At 66.3% G+C, this 23,123-nt stretch carries 22 protein-coding genes; 17 read left to right on the top strand and 5 right to left on the bottom strand.

Features of this window, described 5'->3' with window-relative positions:
• Positions 1–11: 11 nt before the first annotated feature.
• Both XW59_RS01640 and XW59_RS01645 read right to left on the bottom strand, forming a co-directional pair.
• Positions 12–362 carry a hypothetical protein gene (locus tag XW59_RS01640; RefSeq protein ID WP_136068176.1) on the bottom strand — a complete coding sequence of 117 codons (351 nt, stop codon included), beginning with the start codon at positions 360–362 and terminating at the stop codon, positions 12–14.
• Positions 363–584: 222 nt separating this feature from the next.
• On the bottom strand, positions 585–1,031 hold the full coding sequence (locus tag XW59_RS01645) for an SH3 domain-containing protein (RefSeq protein WP_047145366.1): 447 nt from the start codon (positions 1,029–1,031) through the stop codon (positions 585–587).
• Positions 1,032–1,306: 275 nt separating this feature from the next.
• On the opposite strand from XW59_RS01645, the gene XW59_RS01650 reads away from it, so the two are divergent.
• The 9 genes from XW59_RS01650 (at position 1,307) to XW59_RS01690 (ending at position 11,436) form a co-directional block, all read left to right on the top strand.
• Positions 1,307–2,620, top strand: coding sequence for a sugar ABC transporter substrate-binding protein (locus XW59_RS01650; RefSeq protein ID WP_047145656.1), 1,314 nt, complete (start codon positions 1,307–1,309; stop codon positions 2,618–2,620).
• A gap of 443 nt (positions 2,621–3,063) precedes the next feature.
• The gene (locus XW59_RS01655; protein WP_047145367.1) at positions 3,064–3,936 is read left to right on the top strand and encodes a sugar ABC transporter permease; all 873 of its coding nucleotides are present in this window, start codon (positions 3,064–3,066) and stop codon (positions 3,934–3,936) included.
• A gap of 306 nt (positions 3,937–4,242) precedes the next feature.
• Positions 4,243–5,067, top strand: a complete 825-nt coding sequence (locus XW59_RS01660) for a carbohydrate ABC transporter permease (RefSeq protein WP_047145368.1) — start codon at positions 4,243–4,245, stop codon at positions 5,065–5,067.
• A 40-nt stretch (positions 5,068–5,107) separates the two neighbouring features.
• Entirely contained in the window at positions 5,108–6,106 is a 999-nt protein-coding gene (locus XW59_RS01665; RefSeq protein WP_047145369.1) for an ABC transporter ATP-binding protein, read from the top strand.
• Positions 6,107–6,880, top strand: coding sequence for an L-iditol 2-dehydrogenase (locus XW59_RS01670; RefSeq protein ID WP_047145370.1), 774 nt, complete (start codon positions 6,107–6,109; stop codon positions 6,878–6,880).
• A 15-nt stretch (positions 6,881–6,895) separates the two neighbouring features.
• A complete protein-coding gene (locus XW59_RS01675) occupies positions 6,896–8,368 on the top strand; it encodes a mannitol dehydrogenase family protein (RefSeq protein ID WP_047145371.1) in 1,473 nt (490 codons plus the stop codon).
• A 290-nt stretch (positions 8,369–8,658) separates the two neighbouring features.
• Complete coding sequence (locus XW59_RS01680) at positions 8,659–9,045, top strand: MarR family transcriptional regulator (protein WP_052958131.1); 387 nt, start codon at positions 8,659–8,661, stop codon at positions 9,043–9,045.
• Positions 9,046–9,121: 76 nt separating this feature from the next.
• Positions 9,122–9,832 carry an HAD family hydrolase gene (locus XW59_RS01685; RefSeq protein ID WP_047145373.1) on the top strand — a complete coding sequence of 237 codons (711 nt, stop codon included), beginning with the start codon at positions 9,122–9,124 and terminating at the stop codon, positions 9,830–9,832.
• Positions 9,829–11,436 (top strand): FGGY-family carbohydrate kinase, encoded by a 1,608-nt coding sequence (locus XW59_RS01690; protein ID WP_047145374.1) that lies wholly within the window; start codon positions 9,829–9,831, stop codon positions 11,434–11,436. Before XW59_RS01685 ends, XW59_RS01690 begins: the two co-directional genes overlap by 4 nt.
• A gap of 57 nt (positions 11,437–11,493) precedes the next feature.
• On the opposite strand, the gene XW59_RS01695 is transcribed toward XW59_RS01690, so the two are convergent.
• The 3 genes from XW59_RS01695 to XW59_RS01705 all read right to left on the bottom strand — a co-directional run bounded on the left by XW59_RS01695 (position 11,494) and on the right by XW59_RS01705 (position 13,251).
• Complete coding sequence (locus XW59_RS01695) at positions 11,494–11,883, bottom strand: GFA family protein (RefSeq protein ID WP_047145375.1); 390 nt, start codon at positions 11,881–11,883, stop codon at positions 11,494–11,496.
• Positions 11,884–12,003: 120 nt separating this feature from the next.
• Positions 12,004–12,240: an Lrp/AsnC ligand binding domain-containing protein gene (locus XW59_RS01700; protein WP_047145376.1), complete on the bottom strand. Its 237-nt coding sequence runs from the start codon at positions 12,238–12,240 to the stop codon at positions 12,004–12,006.
• Between the two features lie 162 nt (positions 12,241–12,402).
• Positions 12,403–13,251, bottom strand: a complete 849-nt coding sequence (locus tag XW59_RS01705) for an alpha/beta hydrolase (RefSeq protein WP_047145377.1) — start codon at positions 13,249–13,251, stop codon at positions 12,403–12,405.
• Positions 13,252–13,434: 183 nt separating this feature from the next.
• Between XW59_RS01705 and XW59_RS01710 the strand changes: the two genes are divergently transcribed.
• The 8 genes from XW59_RS01710 to kynA all read left to right on the top strand — a co-directional run bounded on the left by XW59_RS01710 (position 13,435) and on the right by kynA (position 23,107).
• On the top strand, positions 13,435–15,723 hold the full coding sequence (locus XW59_RS01710) for a bifunctional salicylyl-CoA 5-hydroxylase/oxidoreductase (protein WP_047145378.1): 2,289 nt from the start codon (positions 13,435–13,437) through the stop codon (positions 15,721–15,723).
• Positions 15,724–15,940: 217 nt separating this feature from the next.
• Positions 15,941–16,699: an SDR family NAD(P)-dependent oxidoreductase gene (locus XW59_RS01715; protein ID WP_047145379.1), complete on the top strand. Its 759-nt coding sequence runs from the start codon at positions 15,941–15,943 to the stop codon at positions 16,697–16,699.
• Positions 16,693–17,169 carry a MarR family transcriptional regulator gene (locus XW59_RS01720; protein ID WP_047145380.1) on the top strand — a complete coding sequence of 159 codons (477 nt, stop codon included), beginning with the start codon at positions 16,693–16,695 and terminating at the stop codon, positions 17,167–17,169. Before XW59_RS01715 ends, XW59_RS01720 begins: the two co-directional genes overlap by 7 nt.
• Complete coding sequence (locus XW59_RS01725) at positions 17,166–17,978, top strand: enoyl-CoA hydratase family protein (RefSeq protein ID WP_047145381.1); 813 nt, start codon at positions 17,166–17,168, stop codon at positions 17,976–17,978. The genes XW59_RS01720 and XW59_RS01725 overlap by 4 nt, the downstream gene beginning before the upstream one ends.
• A 150-nt stretch (positions 17,979–18,128) precedes the next feature.
• Positions 18,129–19,280 carry an acyl-CoA dehydrogenase family protein gene (locus XW59_RS01730; RefSeq protein ID WP_047145382.1) on the top strand — a complete coding sequence of 384 codons (1,152 nt, stop codon included), beginning with the start codon at positions 18,129–18,131 and terminating at the stop codon, positions 19,278–19,280.
• A gap of 166 nt (positions 19,281–19,446) precedes the next feature.
• Positions 19,447–21,075: a benzoate-CoA ligase family protein gene (locus XW59_RS01735; protein ID WP_047145383.1), complete on the top strand. Its 1,629-nt coding sequence runs from the start codon at positions 19,447–19,449 to the stop codon at positions 21,073–21,075.
• Entirely contained in the window at positions 21,072–22,274 is a 1,203-nt protein-coding gene (gene kynU, locus XW59_RS01740) for a kynureninase (protein WP_136068178.1), read from the top strand. The genes XW59_RS01735 and kynU overlap by 4 nt, the downstream gene beginning before the upstream one ends.
• Positions 22,271–23,107: a tryptophan 2,3-dioxygenase gene (kynA, locus tag XW59_RS01745; protein ID WP_047145384.1), complete on the top strand. Its 837-nt coding sequence runs from the start codon at positions 22,271–22,273 to the stop codon at positions 23,105–23,107. The genes kynU and kynA overlap by 4 nt, the downstream gene beginning before the upstream one ends.
• Positions 23,108–23,123: the final 16 nt, after the last annotated feature.

The following is a 23,123-nucleotide window of genomic DNA, read 5'->3' on the forward strand; positions in this document are numbered from 1 at the left end:
TCAGGCGGATCCTAATCCGGCGCCATCTGGCAATCGGGACCGACCCACTTACCGGTCGAAATATCCAACTCGGCATCCATGTTGGAGGCGCTGCATATCGGATAACGATCATCACCACGTCGGGCCATGCTGCGGCTCCTATATTGATCGATAAGTGTATCGCGATCGACGGGCTGCGGGCCTCCCTGCCGCAATGAAAGCCGCATCATGCAATTGGCAAAGGAATCCGTACCTTCTTCAAAGCCGAAGCCGGCACATTGCGCCTTGTTATTCGAACTCTGATCGGCGTTTCCGTCGCTGGTTGCGCAACCTGCCAACGACCCGGCGAGCACCAGGAACAACATAAAGGATAAAGCACGCATTCCGTTTTCCTTCGTGAATTGCGATCCTTTTGACAGCGAAAGATGTGCCAGAGAGCGCCGCTTCTTGCAACGATAAGCGCGGTTACTCCGCCTATCCGAGGCCGAACAACGGCAGGCGCCTCAATGGGCGCGACGGAAACCGAGGATCTGTTCTTCCAAAAAACGTGCCTTGCCCGGCGATGGGAAACCGCCCGCCGAAATCGCGGCGGGCGGATTGTTGAATCAGCGCGGGCAGGGATAGCCCGGAGCGATCCTGCAGTTTTCGCCGGGCCGGGGAGGACGGGGCTTCGGCGGGCGCGGCCGGTGCGGCGGCCTTTGCCAATGCGGCGGCCTGTTCCAGTGGGGCGGACGGTAATGCGGCGGGCGCACGACGACCGGCGGAGGAACAATCACGACCGGCGGGCGCTGGACGGCGCCGGCCGCCAGATAGCTCGCCGAGGCCCACCCGCGAAGGCCGCCGACGCGGACATAACACCAATTGCCCTGGCAGCGGCCCAAATCGACCCGAGTGCCCGGCGGAAGCGTTCCCACGCGGGCGTATCCGGTTCCGGGGCCGGCGCGGACGTTGAGGCTGCCGGTCGTATAGGCCGGCTCCGCCTCGGCGGCGGTTTGCGTCAAGAATATGCCGGCGAGCATCGCTGCGCCGGCCACCATCATGCGGAAAATCATGCGCCATCTCCTGACCGATATTTCCAACGGCCGCGACTTTACCTGCGATTGCAAGGCACACAATGCGGCTACCGTGGTTAGAGTTTACGCCGCGTAACCGCCATCCCCGCGACGTCCCGCTACGGCGATGCCTCGGCCTGCATCCCCCGATGGCGGGCGATTTGCCGGCGATGCTGCAGCGCAACATCGAATCGGTATTGACTTGCCGCGCCGTCGTGTGAGTATCTGCCCAATAGAAAAGCATTTGCTCAATACGAAATCCTGGGAGGATGTCCATGAAACTGCGAACCTATCTGGTCGGCGCGTGCTCGGCCCTCGCCCTTGCCGGCGCGGCCCATGCCGAAACGCTGACGATCGCCACCGTCAACAATGGCGACATGATCCGCATGCAGAAGCTGACGGACGACTTCACCTCGAAGAACCCGGACATCCAGCTCCAGTGGGTCACGCTCGAGGAGAACGTGCTGCGCGAGCGCGTGACGACCGACATCGCCACCAAGGGCGGCCAGTACGACGTGATGACCATCGGCAATTACGAAGTGCCGATCTGGGCGAAGCAGGGCTGGCTGCTCGAGCTCGACAGCCTCGGCGACGACTACGACGTCGACGACCTCTTGCCGGCGATCCGCGGCGGCCTCTCGGTCGAGGACAAGCTCTACGCCGCGCCGTTCTACGGCGAATCCGCGATGATCATGTACCGCACCGACCTGTTCGAGAAGGCCGGGCTCACGATGCCGGAATCGCCGACCTGGGAGTTCATCGGCGAGGCGGCGCGCAAGATCACCGACCGCAACGCCGACATCAGCGGCATCTGCCTGCGCGGCAAGGCCGGCTGGGGCGAGAACATGGCCTTCCTGACGGCCGCTGCCAATTCCTTCGGCGGAAGCTGGTTCGACGAGAGCTGGCAGCCGCAGTTCGACCAGCCGGAATGGAAGGAGACGCTGCAATTCTATGCCGACCTGATGAAGGATGCCGGCCCGTCCGGCGCCTCCTCCAACGGCTTCAACGAGAACCTGACGCTGTTCCAGCAGGGCAAGTGCGGCATGTGGATCGACGCCACGGTGGCGGCGTCATTCGTGTCGAACCCGACCGATTCCACCGTCGCCGACAAGGTCGGCTACGCGATCTTCCCGAGCAAGGAAGGCGTCGACAACCACGGCAACTGGCTGTGGTCGTGGAACCTCGCCGTCCCCGCCGGCAGCCAGAAGGCGGAGGCCGCGCAGAAGTTCATCGCCTGGGCGACCAGCAAGGGCTACACCGAGCTCGTGGCGGAGAAGGAAGGCTGGGCCAACGTGCCTCCCGGCACGCGCACCTCGCTCTACAGCAACGAGGAATACAAGAAGGCCGCGCCCTTCGCCGAGCCGACGCTCGCCGCGATGGATGCCGCCGACATCACCAAGCCGTCGGTGAAGCCCGTGCCCTATACGGGCGGCCAGTTCGTCGCGATCCCCGAATTCCAGGGGCTCGGCACCACGGTCGGCCAGCTCTTCTCGGCGGTCGTGGCCGGCCAGTCGTCGGTCGACGACGCGCTCGCCCAGGCCCAGCAGATCTCGGTGCGCGAGATGACCCGCGCCGGCTACATCAAATAGGCTCCTCCCGGTGCCTTGGCCGTCCGGCTCCGGCCGGGCGGCCGCCTTGGATCAGGAATTCGGTGCGTCCTTCGAGGCTCGCTTCGCTCGCACCTCAGGATGAGGAAGTTGGCTCTCAAAACCGCTCCGTCCCTGGCTCGATCACGCTCCTTTCCGGGGCTCGATCACACCACTGCCCTCATCCTGAGGCGCGAGTGAAGCGAGCCTCGAGGATGGGAAGGTTGGCTCCTGGAACCTCGATCACGCTCCGTTCTGGGACTAGATCACCACCGCCCTCATCCTGAGGCGCGAGTGAAGCGAGCCTCGAGGATGGGAAGGTTGGCTCCTGGAACCTCGATCACGCTCCGTTCTGGGACTAGATCACGACCGCCCTCATCCTGAGGTGCGAGCGAAGCGAGCCTCGAAGGACGCACCCGCACCGGTCACCTGCTAGGAAAACGCCGATGGCTACTCGACAGACACGCACCCTGGCCCGCCTGATGATGGCGCCGGCCGTCATCCTGCTTCTCGTCTGGATGATCGTGCCGCTGGCGATGACGCTGTGGTACTCCTTCCAGAACTACAACCTGCTCAACCCGGCGATGCGCAGCTTCGCAGGGCTGCTCAACTACCAGTTCTTCTACACCGATCCCGCCTTCTTCCAGGCGATCGGCAACACGCTGATCATCGTCGGCGGCGTGCTGCTGATCACCGTCGTCGGCGGCATATTGCTGGCGCTGCTGCTCGACCAGCCGATGTTCGGCCAGGGCATAGTGCGCATCCTGGTCATCTCGCCCTTCTTCGTCATGCCGCCGGTCGCCGCGCTGGTGTGGAAGAACATGATCATGCATCCGGGCTACGGCGTCTTCGCCGACATCGCCCGCTTTCTCGGGCTGCAGCCGGTCGACTGGTTCGCGCAATATCCGCTCGCCTCGATCGTCATCATCGTCGCCTGGCAGTGGCTGCCCTTCGCCACGCTGATCCTGCTCACCGCGCTGCAATCGCTCGACGAGGAGCAGAAGGAGGCGGCCGAGATGGACGGCGCCAACTTCCTCAACCGCTTCCGCTACCTCGTCCTGCCGCATCTGGCGCGGGCGATCACGGTGGTGATCCTGATCCAGACGATCTTCCTGCTCGCCGTCTACGCGGAAATCCTGGTCACCACCAATGGCGGGCCGGGCTACGCGACCACCAACCTCGCCTTCCTCATCTATCGCACGGCGCTCCTGTCCTACGACATCGGCGGCGCCTCGGCGGGCGGCGTGATCGCCGTGGTGCTGGCCAACATCGTCGCCATCTTCCTGATGCGCGCGGTGGGACGGAATCTGGACCGGTAGGGGAAGGAGCGGAACGATGCGCACTGCCACATTGGAAAAGACCCGCGCCCCCTCCACCATGCTCCGCATGGTCCCTTGCCGGGGCGAGCCACTGGTCTCGCCCGTCCTTCGGACCCCCCGCAAACGAGGGAGGACCCAGGTTGCGGCCGTCCGCGACGTCGGCTCCTCCCCTGCAACGCGGGGGAGGTGGCGCGAGGGGCCGGAGGCGGCATCGGCCATATGCGATTGCCCTGCCCGCAGACGGAAGACGCCCGCCGAAGGCGTTGGAGCGGGTGTTTCACGATCCGCGGAACGGAGGAGCTGACCATGGCGCGCGCAGTCTCGACACGCCGGAAGACAATTGCGACGGTTGCCGCCTGGCTCGTCGCGCTCGTGATCTTCTTCCCGATCCTCTACACCGTCATCACCTCGTTCAAGACCGAGCCCGAGGCGATCGCCGGCATCAGCCTGATCCCGTCCGGCACCTTCGAGAACTATGTCGAGGTGCAGTCGCAGCGCGACTATTTCAAGCCGTTCATGAATTCGGTGGCGATCGCCGTCGGCTCGACGCTGATCGCGCTGCTCATCGCGGTTCCGGCCGCCTGGTCGATGGCGTTCTCGCCGACCAGGCGCACCAAGGACATACTGATGTGGATGCTGTCGACCAAGATGATGCCGGCGGTCGGCGTTTTGGTGCCGATGTATCTCATCTTCCGCGACACCGGGCTTCTCGACACGCGACTCGGCCTCACCATGGTGCTCACGCTGGTCAACCTGCCGATCGTGGTGTGGATGCTCTACACCTATTTCCGCGAGATACCGGGCGAGATCCTCGAAGCCGCGCGGATGGACGGCGCCTCGCTGTGGAACGAGATCGTCCATGTGCTGACGCCGATGGCGATCCCCGGCATCGCCTCCACCATGCTGCTCAACATCATCCTCGCCTGGAACGAATCCTTTTGGACGATCCGCCTCACCGCGGCCAACGCCGCGCCGCTGACGGCGTTCATCGCCTCGTTCTCGAGTCCGCAAGGGTTGTTCTGGGCAAAGCTTTCGGCGGCCTCCACGCTCGCCATCGCGCCCATCCTCATCATGGGATGGTTCTCGCAGCGCCAGCTCGTCCGCGGCCTGACCTTCGGCGCGGTCAAGTGATCGCCGGCATGCTCGAACAGAACTCGCCCGGAGAATAAAAATGGGAAGCATCAGGCTCAACAAGGTCTCCAAATCCTTCGGCACGACCGCCGTCATTCCCGAGATCGACCTGGAGATCGAGGACGGCGAGTTCGTCGTCTTCGTCGGTCCGTCCGGCTGCGGAAAGTCGACGCTGCTGCGGCTGATCGCGGGGCTCGAGGATGCGAGCGGCGGCACGATCAGCATCGACGGCAGGGACGTCACAGGCGCGCCGCCGGCCAGGCGCGGGCTTGCGATGGTGTTCCAGTCCTACGCGCTCTACCCGCATATGAGCGTCTACAACAACATCGCCTTCCCGCTGAAGATGGCAGGCGAGGACAAGGCGGCGATCGACCGCAAGGTGCGGGCGGCCGCCGGCACGCTCAACCTCACCGGCTATCTCGACCGCCGGCCGGGACAACTCTCGGGCGGCCAGCGCCAGCGCGTCGCGATCGGCCGCGCCATCGTGCGCCAGCCCAAGGCGTTCCTGTTCGACGAGCCGCTTTCCAATCTCGACGCCGCCCTGCGCGGCAACATGCGCCTCGAGATCAGCGAACTCCACCACCAGCTCAAGACGACGATGATCTACGTCACCCACGACCAGATCGAGGCGATGACGATGGCCGACAAGATCGTCGTGCTGAACGCCGGCAATATCGAGCAGGTAGGCTCGCCGCTGGAGCTCTACCGCAACCCGCGGAACCTGTTCGTCGCCGGCTTCATCGGCTCGCCGCGCATGAACCTCATCGAGGGCGCGGAGGCCGAGAAGCTCGGCGCCAGAACGATCGGCGTGCGGCCCGAGCATCTGAAGCTCTCGACGACCGAAGGGCGCTGGAAAGGCACGGTCGGCGTCGCCGAGCATCTCGGCTCCGACACTTTCCTGCACGTCCATGTCGACGGGGTCGGCCAGCTCACCGCGCGCGCCGACGGCGAGATCGTGCTCGACCACGGCGCGACCGTCCACCTGACCCCGGATCCGGACCGCCTCCACAAATTCGACGCCAATGGAAAGGCCTTCTGAATGAACCGGCTTGCGGGCAAATCCGCTTTGATTACTGGCGCCGCGCGCGGGATAGGGCGCGCTTTCGCGGAAGCCTATGTGCGGGAGGGAGCGACGGTCGCGATCGGCGACATCAATTTCGAGGCGGCGAGGAAGACGGCCGGCGAGATCGGCGAGGCCGCCTACGCGGTCCATCTCGACGTCACCGACCAGGCCTCGATCGACGCGGCGATCCGCGCGGTGGAGGAGAAGACCGGCGGCATCGACATTCTCGTCAACAATGCCGCCCTGTTCGATCTCGCGCCGATCGTCGAGATCACGCGCGAGAGCTACGACAGGCTCTTTTCGATCAACGTCGCCGGCACGCTGTTCACGATGCAGGCGGCGGCGCGCTCGATGATCGAGCGCGGCAGGGGCGGCAAGATCATCAACATGGCGAGCCAGGCCGGCCGCCGCGGCGAGCCGCTGGTGGCGATCTACTGCGCGACCAAGGCCGCCGTCATCAGCCTCACCCAATCGGCGGGACTGAACCTCATCGGGCACGGCATCAACGTCAACGCGATCGCGCCCGGCGTGGTCGACGGCGAGCACTGGGACGGCGTCGACGCCCTGTTCGCGAAACATGAGAACCGGCCGATCGGCGAGAAGAAGCGGCTGGTCGGCGCGGAGGTGCCCTACGGCCGCATGGGCCGCGCCGAGGACCTGACCGGCATGGCGGTCTTCCTCGCCACTTCGGAAGCCGACTACATCGTCGCCCAGACCTACAATGTCGACGGCGGCAACTGGATGAGCTGAAATGGAAACTTATAAGTGAAACTGTCGCTGAAGAACCTGGCCGATCTTCCCGGCCGCGTCGCCCGCCCTTCCTACGATCGCTCCGCCCTCACGCCCGGCATCGTGCATTTCGGCATCGGCAATTTCCATCGCGCGCATCAGGCGGTCTATCTGGACGAACTCTTCGAGGCCGGGCTCGACCGCGACTGGGCGATCGTCGGCGCCGGCGTGCTGCCCTCGGACGCGGCGGGGCGCGAAAAGCTCGCCGCGCAGGACTGGCTGACGACGGTCGTCGAGCAGGACAGCGGCCATATGGAAGCCCGCGTCACCGGCGCGATGATCGGCTATGTCGATCCGGCGGACCGGCGGGCGATCGTCGCGGCACTGGCGGATCCCTCGATCCGCATCGTCTCGCTGACCATCACCGAGGGCGGCTATTTCATCGATCCCGCCTCGGGCAGGTTCGATCCTGCCCATCCCGACATGGCGCGCGACGCCGCCGACATGGCGACCCCCGGCACCGTCTTCGGCCTCGTCCTCGCCGGGCTGATGCGCCGCAGGCAGGCCGGCATCGCGCCCTTCACGGTGATGTCCTGCGACAACATTCCGGGCAACGGCCACGTCACCCGCGACGCGGTGGTAGGGCTGGCCGGGCTGTTCGACGCCGAGCTTGCGAAATGGGTGCGCGACGAGGTCGCCTTTCCCAATTCCATGGTGGACCGCATCACGCCGGCCACCACCGAGCGGGAGCGCGCCATTCTCTCCGAACGCTACGGCGTCGAGGACGATTGGCCGGTCTTCTGCGAGCCGTTCCGGCAATGGGTGCTGGAGGACCATTTCCCCACCGGGCGCCCGGCGCTGGAGAAGGCGGGCGTCACCTTCGTCGAGGACGTCGCCCCCTACGAGCTGATGAAGATCCGCATCCTCAATGGCGGGCATGCGGCGATCGCCTATCCCGCGGCGCTGATGGACATCCATTTCGTCCACGAGGCGATGGAGGAGCCGCTGATCAGGGGCTTCCTGGCGAAGCTGGAGCGCGAGGAGATCATTCCCGTGGTGCCGCCGGTTCCGGGCGTCGACCTCGACGACTATTTCCGGCTCATCGAGCGCCGCTTCTCCAATCCGAAGATCGGCGACACCATTGCCCGCCTCTGCCAGGACGGGTCGAACCGCCAGCCGAAATTCATCCTGCCGACCGCCGCCGACCGGCTGAAGGCCGGCGCGGACGTGACCGGGCTCTCGCTCGTCTCGGCGCTGTGGTGCCGCTATTGCGCCGGCACGAGCGACAGCGGCCGCGAAATTCCCCCGAACGATGCCAGTGCTGCCCGGCTGAAGGAGGCCGCGTTGCGGGCGCGCGAAAATCCGGGCGCCTTCCTGTCGATGGCGGATATTTTCGGCGACACAGGCAGATCGGAAGTATATTCCGCGGTTTTTTCGCGAAACCTCAAGTCCATATGGGAAATCGGCGCGCGCGCCGTACTCGAGAGGTACATCGCCGGCGAGCTGTAGAAAAAGTCAAACTTTACAAAGAGAAAGCGCGTTCATTCGGACGTGTGATTCATGTCCGAAGACATGCATCGACGACCGTGCGGCACCGCAAGTGTCGCGCGTCGCTTCCATGCGTGAATTCTAAGGAGTTGCTTATTGATCCCGGTGATGACAATGTGCCGGCGGTAAATTGTTCGTTACCATCCTATATAGCAACCTAACTATGTCGTCTAACCACATGATGCCCCCACATGGACGCTCTTTCAGCGAGAATAAACTTCGTAGATCAGCTCGTTAAGGTGAACCGGAAAATGCGCACGCTGTTCGATGCGCGTGTCAAGCAACATGGTCTCACATTGGCGCGAGCCAAGGTACTTCTGCATCTGGCGCGGGAGGAAGGGGTGACCCAATCCGAACTCGCCTGCGCGCTTGAGGTCGAACAGCCGTCGATGGTCGGATTGATCGATGGTCTTGAAAAGAAAGGCTTCGTCACGAGGCGCATGGTCGAACGGGACCGCCGCGCCAAGGGAATCTTCCTGACGGAAGCAGCGCGCAGCGAAACCGACGCCATACTCGAATATGCCGACGACCTTCGCGATCAGATCCTGGAAGGCATTCCGGAGGAAGACGTCATGGTCGCGGCCCGGGTTCTGGAGCGCGTCGCGCGGAACATCGGAGCGCAATCCTCCTTCTGCTGATCCGGCCGCCCAGCCGGGAGGATTTCATCGGAGGATCGGAGTTTCGGGAAGCCTTGTAACAGGCTAAAAGCCGGTTATGGAGATTTCGCGAGCACCCACCGTCAGCCGCACCGGAATCAGTCCGGGGCTTGTCATATTCGATTGCGACGGCGTGCTGGTCGACAGCGAGCCGATCGCGATTTCCGTGCTGTGCGAGGTGATCGCGGCGGCCGGGCACAGGCTCGACGAGGAGACCGCCTACCGGCTCTTCCTGGGCCGCAGCATCGCGACCATCAACGAATTGCTGGCCAGGGATTTCGGCCTGGTCTTCTCGCCCGACGATTTAGAGGGCAGCCGGCAGCGGCTCTACGACCGGTTCCGCGAGGAGCTGAAGCCGATCGCCGGCATCCGCGAAGCGGTCGCGGCCCTTTCCGCCGCGCGCTGCGTCGCCTCGTCCAGCCAGCCAGAGCGCATCCGCCTCTCGCTCGAGGTGACGGGGCTCATCGACCTGTTCGAGCCGCATATCTTCAGCGCCACCATGGTGGCGCGCGGGAAGCCGGCGCCAGACCTGTTCCTGCACGCCGCGCACGAGATGGGTTTTGCTCCCCGGGATTGCGTCGTCGTCGAGGACAGTCCCGCCGGCATCATGGCGGCGAAGAGCGCCGGCATGCGGGTGCTGGCCTTCGCCGGCGGCTCACATGCGGCGCAGGGCGGCCTCATCGCCGCCTTCGCGGAACTCGGACCCGACCTCGTCTTCGACGACATGCGCGACCTGCCCGCGCTGATCGCGGGAGCGACGGCGCCGTGAGCGGCAGCTTCGTCTGCGCCGTCGACGTCGGCACCGGCAGCGCGCGCGCAGGCATTCTCGACACCACCGGCAGGATGCTCGGCCGCGGCGAGCATCCGATCGCCATGAACCGGCCCCGGGAGAACCATGCCGAGCACGATTCGGAGGATATCTGGCGCGCGGTGTGCGCGGCGGTGCGATCGGCGCGGGCGCAATCCGGCATCGGCGCCGGCGAGGTCGCCGGCATCGGCGCCGGCGAGGTCGCCGGCATCGCCTTCGACGCCACCTGCTCGCTGGTCCTGCGCGATCGCGAGGGGCGGCAGCTTTCCGCCTCCACCGGCGGCGAGGACCGGTGGGACACGATCGCCTGGCTCGACCATCGTGCGCTCGCCGAGGCCGACGAATGCACGGCGAGCGGCCATGGGGTGCTCGACCATGCCGGCGGCGTCATGTCGCCGGAAATGCAGGTGCCCAAGCTGATGTGGCTCAGCCGCCGCCTGCCGGAAAGCTGGGCGCGGGCCGGCCATTTCTTCGACCTGTCGGATTTCCTCGCCTGGAAGGCCACGGGATCGACGGCGCGCTCGCAATGCACGCTCACCTGCAAATGGACCTATCTCGCCCACAGGGAAACCGGCTGGCAGCAGGATTTCCTCGCCGCGATGGGCGTTCCCGACATGATCGAGCGCGGCGACCTGCCGGAGCGCGCCAGCCCGGTCGGCAGCGATCTCGGCGCCCTCACGCCGCAGGCGGCCGAGGAGCTCGGGCTGTCGACGTCTTGCCGCGTGGGCGCGGGATTGATCGACGCCTATGCCGGGGCGCTCGGCGTGCTCGGAAGCCTGGCCAGCAACGATCATGGGCACGAGCGCCACATGGCGCTGATCGCGGGGACGTCGAGCTGCGTGATGGCGCTGTCGAAATCGCCGAAGACCTTCACCGGCGCCTGGGGCCCCTATTTCGGCGTGACGCTGCCCGATTGCTGGATGTCGGAGGGCGGCCAATCGGCGACCGGCGGCCTGCTCGACCATCTGATCCGCTGGCACGGCGCGGGCGGCGAGCCGAACGCCGCCATGCACCGGCGCATCTGCGAGCGGATCGCGGAGTTGCGCGCCGTCGAGGGCTACGATCTCGCCGGGCGCCTCCACGTGCTGCCGGACTTCCACGGCAACCGCTCGCCGCTCGCCGATCCGCACGCGCTGGGCGTGATCTCGGGCCTCACCCTCGACGCGTCGTTCGACAGCCTCTGCCGGCTCTACTGGCGAAGCTGCGTCGCCATCGCGCTCGGGCTGCGCCACATTCTCGAAACGCTCAACGAGGGCGGTTTCGTCATCGACACGCTGCACGTCACCGGCGGCCACACGCGCAATCCGCTGCTGATGGAGCTCTATGCCGACGTCACCGGCTGCCGCGTGGTGGAACCGCAGGCCGACGACGCGATGCTGCTCGGCACCGCCGTGGTCGCGGCGGCCGCCGCCGGGCTCCATCCGAGCCTCGCGGCAGCCTCTCTCGCCATGCGGCAGGGCGGACGCGAGCGCACGCCCGATCCGGATGCCCGAAAGCGCTTCGACCGCGACTACCGCATCTTTCTCGAAATGCACCGGCAGAGGCGGATGCTGGACGGGATGTGAGCATGGCACCGGCGCAATACGGCCGGGCCAGCTCACGCGCCGGCTGACATTTCGGAACTACCAGAGGTTCCGGCCGTCGACCACTTCAACGGGAATGGACGTTGCCTCGAGGTCATCGAGGGCCCAGAGATTGACCGAAATGTGCCGGCGCGCCGGATCGAAAGCGCTTTCGTCGCCACCTTCCTTGAACATCGAGTAATCGGGATTGTCCGAGAAGGTCGTGCATCCACATTCGGGGCAGAAATAGTGCTTGTTCTCGGGCGTCGTCGGCGAATAGCGCCTGGCGTTCCCGATGGGCGTCTCGAGCCGAAACTGGCCGGGTTCGCAATAGATCCAGAGCGCGCCACGCTTCGTGCAGAAGGTGCAGGTGCATCTGGTTGCCGACTTCGGCATGAAGTCGATCTCGAAGCGGGTCGCGCCGCAATGGCAGCTCCCTTTGAGCGTCATGATGAATTCCCTCTGATTGCCCGACGACGATAGCACGCCGCACCGACAGGTTCTGTCAGTAGCGTTGGCGCTATTCGCTCGTCCGCGATCCAGCCCGTTTCCACCACGGGCGCGGGGGCCTCAGAACGCCTTGAACGTCAGCGTGGTCAGCGAGCGGACGATGCCGGGAACGTTGGCGACGTTCTCGTTGATGAACTTGCCGATGTCGACGCCGTCCTCGATATAGACCTTCATCAGCAGATCATATTCGCCGCTCGTCGAATAGAGCTCGGAGGCGACTTCGCGCTCGAACAGCTCGTCCGCCACCTCGTAGGTCTTTCCCGGCGAGCATTGCAGTTGCACGAACACGGCTCTCATTCACGTGGCTCCATTGTTATCGGTGCGTCCTTCGAGGCTCGCTTCGCTCGCACCTCAGGATGAGGGAGGTTGGCTCTCGATCCCGCTATGCGGTGTGTTCGATTGCACGACGCCCCTCATCCTGAGGTGCGAGCGAAGCGAGCCTCGAAGGACGCACTACTTTCAATCTATGACGGGTCCCTGCCCTGTCAACAGCGTCCGTGTCAGCGGGTGATCCGGATCGGCAAGACCGTCGACGACGTTGAAATGATGCCGGTCGGGTTCCTCCACCGCCAGCGTCTCCGCGCCCAGCCCTTTCCAGATATTGGCGAGCAGCGCGTTCTGGCGGACGAATTCCGAACGCTCGGCCGCGCCGACCCAGCAGGTGAGCCGGGCGCCCGGCAAGGGTTCCAGCAGCGCCGGGCTTTCGGCATATGCTTCCTGCGCGTCGAGCCGCAGGCCCTCGTTCATCGCCGTGCGCATCAGCGGGCGCAGATCGTGCAGGCCGGAAATCGAGACCGTGTTGACGACGCGCGCGCGAATGTCCGCCGGCAGCGGCGAGGTGCGCGAGACCATGCGCGTGGCGAGGTGGCCGCCGGCCGAGTGGCCGGCGAGGCGGACGGGGCCGTCGACCATGCCTGCTGCCTGCACGACCGCGGCGCCGATCTCCCCGACGATGCCGGCTATGCGGACCTCCGGGCAGAGCGTGTAGGACGGCATCGCCACCGCATGGCCGTGCGCCAGCGCGCCGGCGGCGAGGTGCGACCAGAAGCTCTTGTCGAGCTTCAGCCAGAAACCGCCGTGAATGAAGACCACGAGCCCCTTCGGCGCTCCCTCCGGCAGGAAGAGATCGAGGCGGTTGCGCGGCGCATCGCCATAGCGAAGGTCGAGTCGCGCGCGCTCCGCCGCCAGCAGCTTCTGGCGGAACGCCTTGGCGGGCTCCACCCATGCGGCCGGCCAGCGGTCGCCGCCGGGAATATTGACGCCGTTGGCATAGGCATCGTCCCAGTCGCTTATGCCGTGGCGGATCATCGATGCCCCCCGTTTCGTCGTGATTTTCGCCAGCTTTCCCGGTCGCTCCCGGCGTCCGGCCTTTCATCGCGCGTTTGCCGGCCGGCTGTCCAGCCGAATTATTTCAACCTTGAAATTTCATACTTGAAGTAATTTCCGTTCGGTGCAATCCTGCCTTCAACAAAAGAACGGGGAACGTCGCGGATGAAGGTTGCAGTGCTCGGCGGAGGGCCCGCCGGACTCTACTTTGCGATTTCGATGAAGCTGCGCGACGGCGCGCACGACGTCACCGTGTTCGAGCGCAACCGCGCCGACGACACGTTCGGCTGGGGCGTGGTGCTCTCCGACGAGACCCTCGACAATCTGGCCGCCAACGATCCGAAGAGCGCGGCGGCGATCCGCGAGCATTTCGCCTATTGGGACGACATCGCGGTCATCCACAAGAGCGTGCGCACGCTTTCGACCGGCCACGGCTTCTGCGGCATCGGGCGCAAGCGCCTGCTGATGCTCCTCCAGGACCGCGCCCGGGAGCTCGGCGTCAACCTCGTCTTCCAGGCGGAGGTGGACACGCCCGAGCGCCACATGGCCGAACATGACCTGGTCATCGCCGCCGACGGGCTGAACTCCAGGGCCCGCGCCGCCTTCTCCGAGCATTTCCGGCCGGACATAGACGTCCGCAAGTGCAAGTTCGTGTGGCTGGGCACCAACCAGAAATTCGACGACGCCTTCACCTTCATCTTCGAAGAGACCGAGCATGGCTGGGTCTGGGCGCATGCCTACCAGTTCGATCCCAACACGGCGACCTTCATCGTCGAATGCAGCCAGGAAACCTGGGAGAAGTTCGGCTTCGGCGAGATGACGAAGGAAGAATCGATCGCCACCTGCGAGCGCATCTTCGAGAAGCATCTCGGCGGCAATCCGCTGATGTCGAACGCCAGCCACATTCGCGGCTCGGCATGGATCAACTTCCCGCGCGTGCTGTGCGAGCGCTGGTCGTACCGGAACCTCGCCCTGATGGGCGACGCCGCCGCCAGCGCGCATTTCTCGATCGGCTCGGGCACCAAGCTGGCGCTCGAAAGCGCGATCGCGATGGCCGACTACCTGCATTCCGAGCCGACGCTTGGAGCCGCCTTCGAGAAATACGAGGACGCGCGGCGCACCGAGGTGCTGAAGCTGCAATCGGCGGCGCGCAACTCGCTCGAATGGTTCGAGGATGTCGAACGCTATCTCAATCTCGACCCGGTGCAGTTCAACTATTCGCTGCTGACGCGCTCGCAGCGCATCAGCCACGAGAATCTGCGCCTGCGCGACGCCGACTGGCTCGGCAGCGCGGAAGCGTGGTTCCAGCGCCAGTCGGGGGCCGCCGATACCGGCCGCGCGCCGATGTTCGCGCCCTTCCGCCTGCGCGGGCTGGAACTGAAGAACCGCATCGTCGTCTCGCCGATGGCGCAGTACAAGGCGGTGGACGGAACGCCGACCGACTGGCATTTCGCGCATTATTGCGAACGCGCCAAGGGCGGCGCCGGCCTCGTCCATATCGAGATGACCTGCGTGTCGCCGGAAGGCCGCATCACGCCGGGATGCCCCGGCTTCTACGCGCCCGAGCACGAGACGGCCTGGAAGCGGATCGTCGATTTCGTCCATGCAGAGACCGAAGCGAGCATCTGCGCCCAGATCGGCCATTCCGGCGCCAAGGGCTCGACCCAGCTCGGCTGGGAGGAGATGGACGCGCCGCTGACGGACGGCAACTGGCCGCTGCTCGCCGCCTCCGCCGTGCCCTGGTCGGCCCGGAACCAGACGCCCAAGGCGATGAACCGTGCCGACATGGACATGGTGCGCGACCAGTTCGTCGCCGCCGCCCGGATGGCGGAGCGCTGCGGCTTCGACATGATCGAGCTGCACATGGCGCACGGCTATCTGCTGTCGTCCTTCATCTCGCCGCTGACCAACAGGCGCGAGGACGAATATGGCGGGGCGCTGGAAAACCGGATGCGTTACCCACTCGAGGTCTTCCATGCCGTCCGTGCCGTCTGGCCGGAGGCGAAGCCGATCTCGGTGCGCATCTCGGCCAATGACTGGGTCGGCGACGAGGGCGTGACGCCGGCCGAAGCGGTGAGGATCGCGCGGATGCTGCAGGAAGCGGGCGCCGACATCTGCGACGTCTCGGCCGGCCAGACCTCGAAGCGCGCTCAGCCCGTCTATGGCCGCATGTTCCAGACCCCCTTTTCGGACCGGATCCGAAACGAGACCGGCATGGCGACGATGGCGGTCGGCAATATCTTCGAGCCGGATCACGTCAACTCGATCCTGATGGCCGGCCGCGCCGATCTCGTCTGCCTGGCGCGCCCGCACCTCGCCGACCCCTACTGGACGCTGCACGCGGCGGCCGGGCTCGGCGACCGCGGCGTCAAATGGCCGGATCCCTACCTGCCGGGCCGCGACCAGCTCTACCGCCTCGCCGAGCGAGCCGAGCAGATGACGGGGAAGGTGTGATGACGAGTACATTTTCCGCTCCGCTGAACAGGTCGGCATTGTGCCCGCCCCCTCCACCGCCTTCGGCGGTCCCTTGCCGGGGCGAGCCGCTTGTCTCGCCCCGGCAGGGGACCATGCGAGGCATGGTGGAGGGGGCGTACAGAAACCCCGCCTTGGCCGGCGGCTTCGCGAGCGGTCTTCGCCTCAGGGGGAACAACGGGGTTTTGGAGCTTCACCCATGACCCGGCTCCCCCACGCATTGGTGACGGGCGGCGGGTCGGGCGTCGGTCGGGCGATCGCGGTCGCGCTGGCGGAGGCAGGCATCGCCGTGACGATCTGCGGCCGCAGGGCCGACGCCCTCGCGGCGGTCGCGGACGGCCATGCCAACATCCATGCCGAGACCGCCGACGTGACCGACGAAGCCTCCATGGCCGCGCTCCACGAGAAGGCGGAAGCGGCGCGCGGGCCGTTCGAGATCGTCATCGCCAATGCGGGAACCGCCGGCAGCGCGCCGGCGGCCCGGACCACGCTCGACGAGTGGAAGCAGACGCTGGACGTGAACCTGACCGGCGCATTTCTCACGGTACGGCCGGCGCTTGCCGGCATGACGAAGCGCGGCTCGGGCCGCATCATCTTCGTCGCCTCGGTGGCGGGGCTGAAGGGCTACGGCTACGTCGCGCCCTATGTCGCTTCCAAGCACGGGGTGATCGGGCTGATGCGCGCGCTCTCCGTCGAGCTGGTCAAGTCGGGCATCACGGTCAACGCGGTCTGTCCGAATTTCGTGGAGACGGAAATGCTGGAGGAGTCGATCCGCCGCATCATGGAGAAAACCGGCCGCACCGAGGCCGAGGCGCGGCAGTCGCTGGTCGTTTCGAACCCGCAAGGCCGCTTCATCCGCCCCGAGGAAGTCGCCTTGGCCGTGCTGTGGCTGTGCAGCGACGGCGCTTCCTCGATCACCGGCCAGGCAATTTCCGTTTCGGGAGGCGAGACATGGTGAGCGCGCCGCTGGACACGCTGGAGGCACCCGCCTCCAACAAGGAGCGGCTGCGGCTGTGGATCAGGCTGTTGCGGGCGGCACGCATCATAGAGGGCGAGCTGCGCGAGCGGCTGAAGAGCGAATTCAACACCACGCTGCCGCGCTTCGACGTGATGGCGGCGCTGCATCGCCAGCCCGACGGGATGCTGATGAGCGACCTGTCGCGCTTCCTGCTGGTCTCCAACGGCAATGTGACCGGCATCGTCGACCGGCTGGTGGCGGACGGCTTCGTGGTGCGCTCCAACCGCGAGGGCGACCGGCGCACCTCGATCGTGCGGCTGACGGAGGCGGGCACCGGCACCTTCCGCGCCATGGCGGCAGCGCATGAGGGCTGGATATCGAATTTCCTGGGCGAGGTCAGCGAGGCGGACGCGCGGCAACTCTCCACCATGCTGAAATCGTTCCGCAGCAACTGGGAGGGCGAGCATTGACGAAAATGGCCGGGCTGAAGCCGAAGCATTTCCTCTGGCGGGTCGAGGACCGCGTCGCGACCGTCCGGCTCGACCGTCCGGAACGGAAGAACCCGCTCACCTTCGAGAGCTATGCCGAGCTGCGCGACACCTTCCGCGACCTCGTCTATGCCGACGACATCGACGTCGTCGTCTTTCTGCCCAATGGCGGGAATTTCTGCTCGGGCGGCGACGTCCACGACATCATCGGCCCGCTGGTCGACATGGACATGAAGGGGCTGCTCGCCTTCACGCGCATGACCGGCGACTTCGTCAAGGCGATGCTCGGCTGCGGCAAGCCGATCATCTCGGCCGTCGACGGCGTGGCGGTGGGCGCGGGCGCAATCATCACCATGGCCTCCGACATCCGGCTGGCCACGCCGCAGGCGAAGACCGCCTTCCTCTTCACGCGCGTCGGACTCGCCGGCTGCGACATGGGCGCCTGCGCGATGCTGCCGAGAATCATCGGCCAGGGCCGCGCCGCGGAGCTGCTCTACACCGGCCGCTCGATGAGCGCCGAGGAAGGCGAGCGCTGGGGCTACTACAACCGGCTCGTCGCCGCCGCGGAACTGGAAACGGAAGCGCTGAAGCTCGCCCGGCAGCTCGCCGCCGGGCCGACCTTCGCGCACGGCATCACCAAGACCCAGCTCAACCAGGAATGGTCGATGGGCCTCGAACAGGCGATCGAGGCGGAGGCGCAGGCGCAGGCGATCTGCATGCAGACGGTCGATTTCGAGCGAGCCTACCGCGCCTTCGTGGCGAAGGAAAAGCCGAAGTTCGAGGGGGATTGAGGATGGCGGTCGGACGAACGCCCCCTCCACCGCCTTCGGCGGTCCCTTGCCGGGGCGAGCCGCTTGTCTCGCCCGTCCTTCGGACCCCCCGCTTCGCAGAGGAGGAACCCGCGTTCCGGCCGGAGGGGGCATCGGCCAGAGGAGCCCGCCATGCCTGACCGCTCTTTCCTCAACTGGCCGTTCCTGGAGGAGCGCCACCGCGAACATGCCGGGAGGCTGGAGACGTGGTGCCGCGAAAATCTTCCGGTTGACCATTCCGACATCGACGCCGCCTGCCGCGCGCTCGTCGCCGGGCTGGGCGAGGCCGGTTGGCTGATGCCGACCGCGGTCGATCCCGAAAACCCGCGGCCGCTCGACGTGCGCACGCTCTGCATCACCCGCGAGACGCTGGCGCGCCATGACGGGCTCGCCGATTTCGCCTTCGCCATGCAGGGACTCGGCACCGGCGCGATCAGCCTGTTCGGCACCGGCGAGCAGCGGCAATGGCTGGCGAAAACCCGCGCCGGCAAGGCGATATCCGCCTTCGCGCTTTCCGAGCCGCGCTCGGGCTCCGACGTGGCGAACATGGAGATGACCGCGACGCGCGACGGCGGCGGCTACGTCCTTTCCGGCGAGAAGACCTGGATTTCCAACGGCGGCATCGCCGACCTCTACTGCGTCTTCGCCCGCACAGGCGAGGCGCCGGGCGCCAAGGGCATCTCGGCCTTCCTCGTGCCGGCCGATACGCCCGGCCTGAGCATCGCGGAGCGGCTGGAAGTGATCGCGCCGCATCCGCTGGCGCGGCTTTCCTTCGACAAGGTCCGCGTTCCGGCTTCGGCGATGATCGGCGGGCCGGGCGAAGGCTTCAGGATCGCGATGTCGGTGCTCGACGTGTTCCGCTCCACCGTCGGCGCGGCGGCGCTCGGCTTCGCCCGGCGCGCGCTCGACGAAACGGTGGCGCGCGTCGCCTCGCGCGAGCTCTTCGGCGCGCCGCTCTTCGACATGCAGATGGTGCAGGGCCATGTCGCGGACATGGCGCTCGACGTCGACGCGGCCGCGCTGCTGATCTACCGCGCCGCATGGACGAAGGATTCGGGCGCCGCCCGCGTGACGCGCGAGGCGGCGATGGCCAAGCTCCATGCCACCGACCGCGCCCAGGCGGTCATCGACAAGGCGGTGCAGCTTCATGGCGGCGACGGCGTGAGAAAGGGGCACATCGTCGAGAGCCTTTATCGGGAAATCCGCGCGTTGCGCATCTACGAGGGCGCGTCAGACGTCCAGAAGGTGGTGATCGCGCGGCAGACAATGGGAGCCGGCTTATGACTTATTCAGGAATCGTGCCTGACACATTTACCCCCACCCGTTACCCCTCCCCACGAGGGGGAGGAGAGCTTGAACGTCTCGCTTTGCTGAAGAGTGTCGGCGCGGCGCTCGTGCCTCCCCTCCCCCTTGTGGGGAGGGGTAAGGGGTGCCTCGCGGGAGAGGCATCATGACCCTCGGACCTTCGGCCCATGTCGACACCTTCACGCGGGACAATCTTCCGCCCTCCGGACAATGGCCGGAACTGCCGCTCGCGGGGTTCGACTATCCCGAACATCTCAACGCCGCGGTGGAGCTCACCGACCACATGGTGGAAAAAGGCTTCGGCGACCACACCGCGCTGATCGGCAACGGCCGCCGCCGCACCTACAAGGAGCTGACCGACTGGACCAACCGCCTCGCCCGCGCGCTGGTGGAAAACTACGGCGTCAAGCCAGGCAACCGCGTGCTGATACGCTCGGCCAACAATCCGGCGATGGTGGCCTGCTGGCTGGCGGCGACGAAGGCCGGCGCGGTGGTGGTCAACACCATGCCGATGCTGCGCTCCGGCGAGCTCGCCAAGATCGTCGACAAGGCGGAGGTCGGAATCGCGCTCTGCGACACGCGCATCAAGGACGAGCTGGTCGCCTGTGCCAAGGAAAGCCGCTTCCTGAAGCAGGTGGTGGGCTTCGACGGCACGGCGAACCACGACGCCGAGCTCGACCGCGCCGCGCTCGACAAGCCGGTCAAGTTCGAGGCGGTGCGGACCGGCCGCGACGACGTCGCGCTGCTCGGCTTCACCTCGGGCACGACCGGCGTGCCGAAGGCGACGATGCATTTCCACCGCGACATACTGATCATCGCCGACGGCTATGCGAAGGAGGTGCTCGGCGTCACGCCCGAGGACATATTCGTCGGCTCGCCGCCGCTCGCCTTCACCTTCGGGCTGGGCGGGCTCGCGGTCTTCCCACTGCGCTTCGGCGCGGCCGCGACGCTGCTCGAAAGCGCCACGCCGCCCAACATGATCGAGATCATCGAGACCTACAAGGCGACGATCTCGTTCACCGCGCCGACCGCCTACCGCGCCATGCTGAAGGCGATGGACAAGGGCGCCGACCTGTCCTCGCTGCGCATCGCCGTCTCGGCCGGCGAGACGCTGCCGGCACCGGTCTTCGAGGAGTGGACGAAAAAGACCGGCAAGCCGATCCTCGACGGGATCGGCGCCACCGAGATGCTGCACATCTTCATCTCCAACCGGCTCGACGACATGGCGGCGGGTTCGACCGGCAAGCCGGTGACCGGCTACGAGGCGCGCATCGTCGACGAGGACATGAACGAAGTGCCGCGCGGCACGATCGGCAGGCTCGCCGTGCGCGGTCCGACCGGCTGCCGCTATCTCGCCGACGAGCGCCAGCGCGGCTATGTCCGGGACGGCTGGAACCTCACCGGCGACAGCTTCGTCCAGGACGAGGAAGGGCATTTTCACTTCGCCGCCCGCTCCGACGACATGATCGTGTCGGCCGGCTACAACATCGCCGGGCCGGAGGTGGAGGCAGCCCTTCTCGCGCATGAGCATGTGCTCGAATGCGCGGTGATCGGGGCGGCCGACGAGATCCGCGGCCAGATCGTCGAGGCCTATGTGGTGCTGGTGGAGGGCGTCGCCGCAAACGATGCGACGGTGCGCTTCCTCCAGGAGCATGTGAAGGCGACGATTGCCCCTTACAAATATCCGCGATCCGTGAAATTCGTATCCGCGCTACCCAAGACCCAGACCGGCAAGATACAGCGCTTCCGGCTGCGCGAAGAGGCGAACGCATGACGCTGCACGATATCTTCCGCGCCACGCGGGCGAAATTCGACCTGCCGGAAGGCGTCGTCTATCTCGACGGCAACTCGCTCGGGCCACTGCCGAGGGACGCCGCCGATCGCGTTGCGCGGATGATGACGGAAGAATGGGGCGGGCTGCTGATCCGCGGCTGGAACACCGCCGGCTGGATGGAGATGCCGCGCAGGGTCGGCGACCGGATCGGCCGGCTGATCGGCGCGCCGGAAGGCACGGTGGTCATGGGCGACACGCTCTCCATCAAGGTCTACCAGGCGCTCGCCTCGGCGCTGGAGCTGCGGCCGGAGCGCAAGGTGGTGCTTTCCGACAGCGGCAACTTTCCGACCGACCTCTACATGGCGCAAGGGCTTATCGCCTCGCTCGGCCGCGGCCATCGATTGAAGGTCGTGGCGCCGGAAGAGGTGGAGGACGCGATCGACGAGAACGTCGCCGTCACCCTGCTCACCGAGGTGGACTACCGCACCGGCCGCCTGCACGACATGAAGCGCCTGACCAGGAGGGCGCATGCCGCCGGCGCGCTCACCATCTGGGATCTCGCCCATTCCGCCGGCGCGCTGCCGGTGGACGTGACGGCGGCGGGGGCCGATTTCGCGGTCGGCTGCACATATAAGTATCTCAACGGAGGCCCCGGAGCGCCGGCCTTCATCCATGTCGCGCCGGAACTGGCGGGCTCCGTGCGGCCCGCCCTTTCCGGCTGGCTCGGGCACGAGGCGCCCTTCGCCTTCGACCCCGACTACCGGCCCGGCGCCGGGATCGACCGGATGCGCGTCGGCACGCCGCCGATCATCGCGCTCGCCGCGCTCGATGCCGCGCTGGACACATGGGAGGGCGTCGACATGGCCGACATCCGCCGGGCGTCGATCGAACTGTCCGAGCTCTTCATCGCGGAGGTGGAAAGGCGCTGCCCGGAACTCGCGTTCGCCAGCCCGCGCGAGCCCGAACGGCGCGGCAGCCAGGTCTCGTTCCTGCACCCCGAGGGCTATGCGATCATGCAAGCGCTGATCGCCGGCGGCGTGATCGGCGACTTCCGCGCGCCCGACGCGATGCGCTTCGGCTTTACGCCGCTTTATATCGGGCACGACGACGTGATCGCGGCGGCGAGCATTCTTGAGAGGATCCTGCGCGAAGGCTCGTGGGACCGGCCGGAGTTCAAGACGCGGAGCAAGGTCACATGACCGCCCCCGACGATCGCGATGCCGACGGCGCGGTGACCGATTTCCGCGAGCGGATGTCCTATGCCGACTATCTGCATCTGGAAAGGATACTCGACGCGCAGTCGCCGCTGTCGGCCTCGCCGGACGAGTTGCTCTTCATCATCCAGCATCAGACGTCGGAGCTGTGGATGAAGCTCGCCATCCACGAGATCGGCGCGGCGATGTCCGAGATCAGGAGCGACAATCTGCAGCCGGCCTTCAAGATGCTGACGCGCGTGGCGCGCATCTTCGAGCAGCTCAACAGCGCATGGGACGTGCTGCGCACCATGACGCCGTCGGAATATACGCGCTTCCGCGGCGCGCTCGGCCAATCCTCCGGCTTCCAGTCCTGGCAGTATCGCGCGATCGAGTTCCTCGCCGGCAACCGCAACGCGGCGATGCTGAAGCCGCACGCGCATGCGCCGGAGACCATCGAGCGGCTGGAGGCGATCCTTGCCCGCCCTAGCCTCTACGACGAGGCGATCGCGCTTCTGGCACGCAAGGGTTTCGACGTCGGCGACGAAGCGGGGCGCGACGACTTCCGCGCCACACGGCCGCCGAGCGACGCGGTGATGGCCGCGTGGAAGATCGTCTATGCCGAGCCGGAGACGCACTGGGCGCTCTACGAGCTCGCCGAAAAGCTCGTCGATTTCGAGGATTATTTCCGCCGCTGGCGCTTCAACCACGTCACCACGGTGGAGCGCATCATCGGCCTGAAACGCGGCACCGGCGGCACCGCCGGCGTCTCATATTTGCGCCGCATGCTGGAGGTGGAGCTCTTTCCGGAGCTCTGGAAAGTGCGGACGCAGCTCTGACCCTTCGGGTCCAACA

This window comes from Aquamicrobium sp. LC103, assembly GCF_001014615.2.
In the GTDB taxonomy this organism is placed as follows: domain Bacteria; phylum Pseudomonadota; class Alphaproteobacteria; order Rhizobiales; family Rhizobiaceae; genus LBCQ02.

Excerpts from the sequence above, each read along its gene's own strand:
- XW59_RS01720 (WP_047145380.1), top strand. The coding sequence starts at position 16,693 with ATGGTGAGCGCGCCGCTGGACACGCTGGAGGCACCCGCCTCCAACAAG.
- XW59_RS01670 (WP_047145370.1), top strand. The coding sequence starts at position 6,107 with ATGAACCGGCTTGCGGGCAAATCCGCTTTGATTACTGGCGCCGCGCGC.
- XW59_RS01695 (WP_047145375.1), bottom strand. The coding sequence starts at position 11,883 with ATGACGCTCAAAGGGAGCTGCCATTGCGGCGCGACCCGCTTCGAGATC.
- XW59_RS01705 (WP_047145377.1), bottom strand. The coding sequence starts at position 13,251 with ATGATCCGCCACGGCATAAGCGACTGGGACGATGCCTATGCCAACGGC.
- XW59_RS01710 (WP_047145378.1), top strand. The coding sequence starts at position 13,435 with ATGAAGGTTGCAGTGCTCGGCGGAGGGCCCGCCGGACTCTACTTTGCG.
- XW59_RS01645 (WP_047145366.1), bottom strand. The coding sequence starts at position 1,031 with ATGATTTTCCGCATGATGGTGGCCGGCGCAGCGATGCTCGCCGGCATA.
- kynU (WP_136068178.1), top strand. The coding sequence starts at position 21,072 with ATGACGCTGCACGATATCTTCCGCGCCACGCGGGCGAAATTCGACCTG.
- XW59_RS01640 (WP_136068176.1), bottom strand. The coding sequence starts at position 362 with ATGCGTGCTTTATCCTTTATGTTGTTCCTGGTGCTCGCCGGGTCGTTG.
- kynA (WP_047145384.1), top strand. The coding sequence starts at position 22,271 with ATGACCGCCCCCGACGATCGCGATGCCGACGGCGCGGTGACCGATTTC.
- XW59_RS01655 (WP_047145367.1), top strand. The coding sequence starts at position 3,064 with ATGGCTACTCGACAGACACGCACCCTGGCCCGCCTGATGATGGCGCCG.
- XW59_RS01715 (WP_047145379.1), top strand. The coding sequence starts at position 15,941 with ATGACCCGGCTCCCCCACGCATTGGTGACGGGCGGCGGGTCGGGCGTC.
- XW59_RS01660 (WP_047145368.1), top strand. The coding sequence starts at position 4,243 with ATGGCGCGCGCAGTCTCGACACGCCGGAAGACAATTGCGACGGTTGCC.
- XW59_RS01700 (WP_047145376.1), bottom strand. The coding sequence starts at position 12,240 with ATGAGAGCCGTGTTCGTGCAACTGCAATGCTCGCCGGGAAAGACCTAC.
- XW59_RS01680 (WP_052958131.1), top strand. The coding sequence starts at position 8,659 with ATGCGCACGCTGTTCGATGCGCGTGTCAAGCAACATGGTCTCACATTG.
- XW59_RS01665 (WP_047145369.1), top strand. The coding sequence starts at position 5,108 with ATGGGAAGCATCAGGCTCAACAAGGTCTCCAAATCCTTCGGCACGACC.
- XW59_RS01735 (WP_047145383.1), top strand. The coding sequence starts at position 19,447 with ATGACCCTCGGACCTTCGGCCCATGTCGACACCTTCACGCGGGACAAT.
- XW59_RS01730 (WP_047145382.1), top strand. The coding sequence starts at position 18,129 with ATGCCTGACCGCTCTTTCCTCAACTGGCCGTTCCTGGAGGAGCGCCAC.
- XW59_RS01685 (WP_047145373.1), top strand. The coding sequence starts at position 9,122 with ATGGAGATTTCGCGAGCACCCACCGTCAGCCGCACCGGAATCAGTCCG.
- XW59_RS01650 (WP_047145656.1), top strand. The coding sequence starts at position 1,307 with ATGAAACTGCGAACCTATCTGGTCGGCGCGTGCTCGGCCCTCGCCCTT.